The sequence below is a fragment of the Actinomadura sp. 7K534 genome (assembly GCF_004348575.1).
Taxonomy (GTDB): domain Bacteria; phylum Actinomycetota; class Actinomycetes; order Streptosporangiales; family Streptosporangiaceae; genus Spirillospora; species Spirillospora livida.
The window spans coordinates 1-6,920 of sequence record NZ_SMKB01000321.1; the positions used below are offsets into that span (position 1 = coordinate 1).

The 6,920-nt window shown below is 70.3% G+C and carries 7 protein-coding genes and 1 pseudogene; 1 reads left to right on the forward strand and 7 read right to left on the reverse strand.

The annotated features are described in order from the left end of the window. Positions 1-1,160 (forward strand): AMP-binding protein (locus tag E1266_RS34180; RefSeq protein ID WP_132054237.1); only part of this gene is annotated, 1,160 nt, incomplete at its 5' end. Here the strand turns inward: E1266_RS34180 and E1266_RS34185 are convergent. The 7 genes and pseudogenes from E1266_RS34185 to E1266_RS34215 all read right to left on the reverse strand — a co-directional run bounded on the left by E1266_RS34185 (position 1,157) and on the right by E1266_RS34215 (position 6,615). Next, on the reverse strand, positions 1,157-2,386 hold the full coding sequence (locus tag E1266_RS34185; protein ID WP_243719246.1) for a HAMP domain-containing sensor histidine kinase: 1,230 nt from the start codon (positions 2,384-2,386) through the stop codon (positions 1,157-1,159). The genes E1266_RS34180 and E1266_RS34185 overlap by 4 nt on opposite strands. After that, positions 2,386-3,045: a response regulator transcription factor gene (locus E1266_RS34190; protein WP_132054239.1), complete on the reverse strand. Its 660-nt coding sequence runs from the start codon at positions 3,043-3,045 to the stop codon at positions 2,386-2,388. Before E1266_RS34190 ends, E1266_RS34185 begins: the two co-directional genes overlap by 1 nt. A 40-nt stretch (positions 3,046-3,085) precedes the next feature. Further along, on the reverse strand, positions 3,086-3,766 hold the full coding sequence (locus E1266_RS38500; protein WP_165966319.1) for a hypothetical protein: 681 nt from the start codon (positions 3,764-3,766) through the stop codon (positions 3,086-3,088). Positions 3,767-3,851: 85 nt separating this feature from the next. Further along, a complete protein-coding gene (locus E1266_RS34200; RefSeq protein WP_207946088.1) occupies positions 3,852-4,739 on the reverse strand; it encodes a superoxide dismutase in 888 nt (295 codons plus the stop codon). A 428-nt stretch (positions 4,740-5,167) separates the two neighbouring features. Next, complete coding sequence (locus tag E1266_RS34205; RefSeq protein ID WP_132054243.1) at positions 5,168-5,647, reverse strand: hypothetical protein; 480 nt, start codon at positions 5,645-5,647, stop codon at positions 5,168-5,170. Positions 5,648-6,122: 475 nt separating this feature from the next. After that, a pseudogene (locus tag E1266_RS39720) lies at positions 6,123-6,401 on the reverse strand (DUF2637 domain-containing protein); the annotation flags it as partial. Further along, positions 6,394-6,615 carry a hypothetical protein gene (locus tag E1266_RS34215; RefSeq protein ID WP_132054245.1) on the reverse strand — a complete coding sequence of 74 codons (222 nt, stop codon included), beginning with the start codon at positions 6,613-6,615 and terminating at the stop codon, positions 6,394-6,396. The pseudogene E1266_RS39720 and the gene E1266_RS34215, both read right to left, overlap by 8 nt. Positions 6,616-6,920: the final 305 nt, after the last annotated feature.

Here is a 6,920-nt window from a genome sequence, read left to right on the forward strand (position 1 = left end):
GCGTCGAGGAGGTCATCGGCTCGGTGCCCGCGGACGCCGCCGCGTCCGGTCCGGGCGCCGGGCCGCCGCAGATACAGAGCCGCACGATCATGCTCAGCTCCGGCACCACCGGACGCCCGAAGGGCGCCCGCCGCCCGCCCCGCCCCGGCTTGTGGCCGCTGGCCTCGATGACGTCCCGGATCCCGCTCCGCGCCCGGCAAACGATGATCATCGAGGCGCCGCTGTTCCACACCTGGGGCTACGCCGCGCTGCAGATGGCGTGGGCGCTGCGGGCGCCGGCCGTGCTGCACCGGCGGTTCGACCCCGCGCAGACGCTCCGGGCCATCACCTCCCACCGCGAGACCACCGTGTTCGCCGTCCCGGTGATGCTCCAGCGGATCCTCGAACTGCCGCCCGAGACCCGCGCCCTCCACGACGCGTCCTCGCTGCGGATCATGGCGATCAGCGGGGCCGCGCTGCCCGGCGACCTCGCCACCCGCTTCATGGACGAGTTCGGCGACCGTCTCTACAACGTCTACGGCTCCACGGAGGCGTCCTGGGTGTCCATCGCCACCCCGCGCGACCTGCGGATCGACCCGCGCACCGCCGGGCGGCCGCCGCGCAACACCTCGCTCGCCATCCTCGACGCCGAGGGGCGCCGGGCCGGCCGCTCCACGATCGGGCAGATCTTCGCCGCGAACGAGCTGCCGTTCGAGGGCTACACCGGCGGCGAGCCGATGGAGGTCCGCGACGGGATGCTCGCCACCGGCGACCTCGGCCACATCGACCACCGCGGCCTGCTGTTCGTGGCCGGCCGCGCCGACGGCCTCGTCGTGTCCGGCGGGGAGAACGTCGTCCCGCGCGACGTGGAGGACGCCCTGCTGCGGCTCCCGGAGGTCGGCGAGGCCGCGGTCGTCGGCGTCCCCGACGACGAGTGGGGGCAGCGGCTCGCCGCGTACATCGTGCTGCGGCCCGGGGCCCGGCTGGAGGCGGACGCCGTCCGCGACTACGTGCACGAGCAGGTCGCCCGGTACGCGGTGCCGCGCGACGTGCGCTTCCTTCCCGAACTGCCGCGCAACGCCACCGGCAAGGTCGTGTACCGGTGGCTCACCGCGAACCCCGGCCGCCCCCCGGAGGGGCGCGTCGAATGGCCGCCCCTGGGCGCGGGCCAGGCGGGTTAGGCGGGCCGTGCGGCGTCGATGGCCGGTTCCACGGACACCGGGAGCCGCACGGTGATGGACAGCCCGCCATCGGGCCGCGGTACGGCATCGATCGCGCCGCCGTGCGCGTTCACCACCGCCCGGACGATCGACAGCCCGAGGCCCGCGCCGTCGCGCGACCCCGTCCGGTCCGCGCGCAGCCGCCGGAACGGCTCGAACAGCGACCCGACCTCGTAGGACGGCACGGGCCGCCCGGTGTTGACGACCTGCAGGAACGCCTCCCCGTCCCGGACGCCGGTACGGACCCACACCCGCCCGTCCCGCACGTTGTACTTCAGCGCGTTCTCCAGCAGGTTCACCGCGCAGCGCTCCAGCAGGACGGGATCGCCCGACACGGCGGCCGGCGCGAGCCTGGCCTCGACGTCCACCTCCGCGTCCACGGCCTGGTCGTCGAGCTGGTCGAGAGCGCTGCGCACCACGTCCGGCAGGGGAGTCGCGACCCGCGTGCCCGGCTCCCGCTCGGACCGGGCGAGCGTCAGCAGCCCGTCGATCAGCCGCTCGTGCCGCGCGGTGTTGCCGAGCAGCACGTCCGCGAGGGCCTTGGTCTCCGGCGGGTTCTTCCGGCTGGCCAGCGCGACCTCCAGGACCGTCCGGTTGATCGTCAGCGGGGTCCGCAGCTCGTGCGAGGCGTTGGCGACGAAGCGGCGCTGGCCGTCGAACGCCCGGTCCAGCCGGTCCAGCATCCGGTCGAACGTGTCGGCGAGGTCCTTGATCTCGTCCTGCGGGCCGTCCAGCGCGATCCGCTGGTGCAGGGTGCTCTCCGACAGCCGCCGCGCCGTCGCGGTCACCCGGTGCAGCGGGCGCAGCATCCGCCCCGCGACCACGTACCCGATCACCACGGCGAGGACGCCCACGACCAGCATCAGCAGCACGGAGCTCTGCAGCAGCTGCTCCAGCACGTCGCGCTTCTGCTGGGCGAGCCGCCGGTCGGCGTCCTCCCGGAGCGCCATCAGCTGCGCGATCCCGTCCTGCGACGTCAGGCCCCCTTCCGCCGCCAGCTTCTGCAGTCGCGAGAACGCCTCGGGGTCCACGTCGCCGGACCGTGTGAGGCCCTGGTCCATCGTCCGGACGGTGAGCACGTACGTCACCGCGACCAGCAACGCCGACGTCATCAGGAACAGCGACCCGTACACCAGCGTCAGCCGCGTCCGCAGGCTCAGGGCCGGCGCTCTCCCGAGTGCCCTCATCACGCCTCCAGCCGGTATCCCGAGCCCGTCACCGTCTCGATCACCGGGGGTTCGCCCAGCTTGCGGCGCAGCGTCGCCATCGTCACCCGGACGATGTTGCTGAACGGGTCGATGTTCTCGTCCCACCCGCGCTCCAGCAGCCGCTCGGCGCTGACCACGCCGCCCTCCGCCCGCAGCAGCTCCTCCAGCACCGTGAACTCCTTGTTGGTCAGCCGCAGCTCCCGGCCGTCCCGCGCGACCCTGCGCCGGTGCGGGTCCAGCCGGATGCCGCGCCGCTCCAGCACGGGCGGCACCGGCGGCCCGGACCTGCGCGCCAGCGCCCGCACCCGCGCCACCAGCTCGCTGAACACGAACGGCTTCGGCAGGTAGTCGTCGGCGCCCAGCGACAGCCCGGCCACCCGGTCCTCGACGTCGCCGGACGCGGTCAGCATCAGGATCCGGCCCGGACTGCGCCGTCCCACCAGCTCCCGGCACACCTCGTCGCCGTGGACGGCCGGCAGGTCCCGGTCGAGCACCACGACGTCGTACTCGTTGTACGAGGTCAGCTCCAGCGCCTCGTCGCCGTCGTACACGACGTCGACGGCCATCGCCTCCTCGCGGAGCCCTTCGGCGATCGTGTCCGCCAGCACATGCTCGTCCTCGACGATCAATACGCGCATGGACCCGAGCATGACCGGCCGGGGGTTAAGCGCCGGTAAGTCAGCGCTCCCAGCAGGTGTAGGTGACGGTCGCGGTACCGCCCGGCGCGAACGACACCGTCCCGGTGCCGCTGCCGTCGACGAAGCACAGCACCCGCGGCCGCACCGTCACCTCGACCGACGTCGCGCGCCCCTTCGCCAGCTTCCCGCCGCCCTCCGCGCTGATCCGCGCGTCCTCCGACCGGACGGACGCCACCGACCACTTCACCGGCCCGCCGGTCGCCTTCAGCCGGATGGTGCACCGGGTCGGGAGCCCGAGCACCTGCTGCACCCCGCGGCAGGCCGAGTCGTCGACCGACAGCCGTCCGGGCCCGGGAGCCTTGGGCGTCTTCGGGGGCTCGGCCTCCTTGGTGGGGGAGGCCGCCTTCGTCTTCTCCCGCGACGGCGCTGGCGGGGGACTCGGCGCCTCGGGCGCGATCGACGGCACGGGCGGCGGGGCCGGCGCCGCCCCGTCCCGGTCCGTCGACTCGAAGAGGGCGAGCATCCCGGCGGTCAGCACGATCCCGGCGGTGACCCCGGCGGCCACCAGCCACCGGTGCAGCCGCACCGGCGCCTCCGGCCGCTCACCGCGCGGTTCCCCGGCGTCGCCGGCCGGCCCGGTGCCACGGCTCGCCTCGTCCGCCGGCGGCGCTTCGAGCGCCATGGCCAGCTGCAGGTCCTCGTTCAGCGGAGGTGCGGGCACGCATGGATTATCGCGGAAGGGGCCCCGCGCGTGATTCCGCCGAACCACACAGTTCCCTCGCCGCATTTATCAGCGGGCCGAGAAGTCACGGCCGGATCGCGATGACGTCGTAGGGCGTTTCAGGGGTGGGAGGTGTGGTGAAGCGGGCGTTCGGCAGGTACAGCTTCGGCCCGGACCGCGCGACCGTCGTCGGGACGTCGAACCGCGGATCGGTCAGCCGCCGCACGACCCGTCCCTCCGTCGCCTTCCCGTTCAACTCGACCACGGCGACGGTGTTGAACCGGTTCTGCACCGCGTACAGCGTCCGCCCCTCCAGCAGCAGCCCGTCCCCGTTCGCCAGCGACTCACCGTGCAGGTCGACCTCCTCGGCGGCTCCGCTCCGGGCATCGACCTTGAACAGCTTGCCCGTGTTGGACTGGACGACGAGCAGCGACCGCCCGCCCCGCAGCGCCACGATGCCGTTCGCGTTGATCCCTTCACCGAACTCGATGTCCCCGCTCAGCGGCAGGGTCTTCACCCGGCCGTGCCCGTGCAGCGGAACCCGGTACAGCACCGGATTGGTGGAGTCGGTGAACCACGCCCCGCTTCGGGTGATGACGACGTCGTTCACGAACGCCGGCCGCTCCGTCAGCGTGTAGGACTCCAGAACACGCCCGGTACGCGTATCCACGACCCGCGCGTCGCCACCCGTCCCACCGGCGACGAACAGCTTGCGGCCCAGTGTCTTCATGCCGAGCGAGGGCGTCCCCGGCCCCGGGCTGATGACCCGGCCTTCTCCGGTGCGCAGGTCAGCGCGGTAAATGGCGCCGGTCGCCCGCGATCCGAAGAACGCCACCGCCCCGGGCCCGGTCGCGATCCCCTCGGGCTGGAACCCGTCCGGAAGCGCGATCCGATCCGGCGACCGCCCGTGTTCGCCGTGCACGGTGCCGCCGTGCGCAGGGCCTCCGAGCGGCACCAGGAGACCGACCGTCAATCCAGCAAGGAGAAGTCGAGACCACATGCCACCAACCTCTCTCGCCCCGCCGGCGCCCACCAGACCCAAGCCGGTCGACCCGGTCAGGTCAGCAGCAACGCCGCTAGGGCTGACTGTCATGCATCATTAAAATGGCGCCCGAGTGTGGTGCCGCACACGCCGCGACTTGGTGCCCAGCACTCCGCTCCTGCTAAAGGGACCGATTACGAGATCAGGGCCGACGTCGGTCGGCAAGGCGCGAAACCTAGAAGAAGTCACAGGGCTCACGAGGACGGAGACGAGTCACGCGGTTGAGTTACCCCGCCTGGCCCGCAAGCCGTTCTCCCACCTGCCCGGGACCCCACGCAGGGCCTCACGACGGTTAATGGAGGCAGATGACAGCGCCAGCCCGCCCGCCGGTCCGGTTTTGAGGCCCCGATTCATGCCGACTACCGGACTACCTTGTATCCCTCGCCGCCATAAATTGATTCATAGTGGATCTCAAAGGTAATCCTTTTGCTAATCAGGGACCAAAACCAAGAATGTGCAGCTTCGTCAAAATCTTCAAAATGTAGAAGGAACTCCCCTGCTCCTGGTGGGTATACGGTCCCGTTTCTGAGTGTCGACACTTTTGGCACATCGGGCAAGCCCTTGGCGATTTCTTCGAATGTATCAGTACTCCAACCGCCAAGTACTTCACCGTCCAGCTTAACGATAACCCCTGTAATTACCGCAGGCCCGAGACCGTTGTTGATTAGCTTGACCCCCGTTGTGGACCCGTAGTAATTCTTGAGCTGCCAGATTTCCAAAATAGGGCGTACTGATTTGCGATTATGTTCTCGCGTCGCATGGGCCTCCTTGTATGAGACCAGGAGGGAGCAGACGGCAATAACGGTTGCGCATAGGGCAATAACGGTATTCGCGTCCACTAAGCCCCTTTCGGTGGCTGACTCGACAAGTACATCGTTGAGCAGTAAGACGGTCCACGTAACTCAGTGGTTCCAAGTCGTTGAGCGTTGAGTAGCCCGCCATCACCGGGCGGATGGGGACTCTACGCCATGCGTCTGAGCAGACGAGTCGCTGGCGCCCGGACCATGAAGGCACATTCGGATCATGCTCTGAGTTGCGAACCACCCCTTATCCCGGGGGTTAAGTGGCCACTGGTGGAACGTAGAAGCCCCGGTCACAGCCCGGTTGGGACACGACTGGGGCCTACTGGTTCACGCTGGGGCGGGATGCTCCATGGCGGTGATGATCTGCTTCACCTTGCGGCGGTCGATGCCGTGCTTCTCGGCGAGGTAGCGCTGAGAGACCGGACGGCCCAGGCCCTGCAAGCTCGCTCCCCACGAGGGCTAGTGCCGGCCATGCGCTGACTATCGCGCCGATGGGGCCGTGGGAGGCGCCGTGCGCCACGTTGGCGCCTACCGTCGCCACGATGCCCACGGCGAGGCTCCACTTGGCCAAGGGTGGTGCGGGTTGCTTTCGGCGGCTTGCGTCCAGGGTCACCATGGACGCTGCCCAGATAAGGCCGTCTACCGTGAACGGGACGAGGCGCGCGGTCGGTCCGGTTTCGCCGTGGGCGTGGACGAGTTCGTAGGCGTGGCGGTACGAGATGACGGCCGCCACGGCGGCTACCGCCACCACGGCGAGCGCGGTTGTGATCCGGATGAGGCGGTCAGCCACGGGCCAGCTCCCTCCGCCACTCCATCACGCACGGGTCGTCCTCGCCGTGGGTGATGACGCGTTCGGCGAGCGAGAGGGCCGTGATCGCGGAGTTGCGGTCCAAAGGTGTCGGCCATGTGGTGACGTGCCAGGCGTTCCCTGTGCGGGTGCCGGTCGCTATGACCTCGTCGTCCAGGACGACCGTCATCTTGTCTTCGGTGATCTCTAGGGACATGAGGGCCTCCTCTCTCGTCCGGGGAGCCACGGGAGCCAGGGCGGGGAGCCAACGAGGCTCGATCCACTTCGACTCGCCGCGACTCCTCCGGACGTTTCTGCTGGTGAGAGGCTCCTCGGGCGACGTCTCCCGACTCGGTTCGATCTGCTGAGAGGCCGCGCGGCTAATGCGGGTTTAACGCGGGGGTTCCTGGGGCCGGGACGGCCCGTTCGCGGGCGCGCGGCGCGGGACGCCGTCCGGGGAGCGGGTGACGGTCTCCGCCGGCCGGGCGGCTTCGGCGCGGCGGCCGGACCCGGCTTCGGCGA

What these genes read in the sequence shown, in the direction of transcription:
- E1266_RS34215 (WP_132054245.1), bottom strand. Translation starts at nt 6,615, where the DNA reads ATGTCCCTAGAGATCACCGAAGACAAGATGACGGTCGTCCTGGACGAC.
- E1266_RS34190 (WP_132054239.1), bottom strand. Translation starts at nt 3,045, where the DNA reads ATGCGCGTATTGATCGTCGAGGACGAGCATGTGCTGGCGGACACGATC.
- E1266_RS34185 (WP_243719246.1), bottom strand. Translation starts at nt 2,386, where the DNA reads ATGAGGGCACTCGGGAGAGCGCCGGCCCTGAGCCTGCGGACGCGGCTG.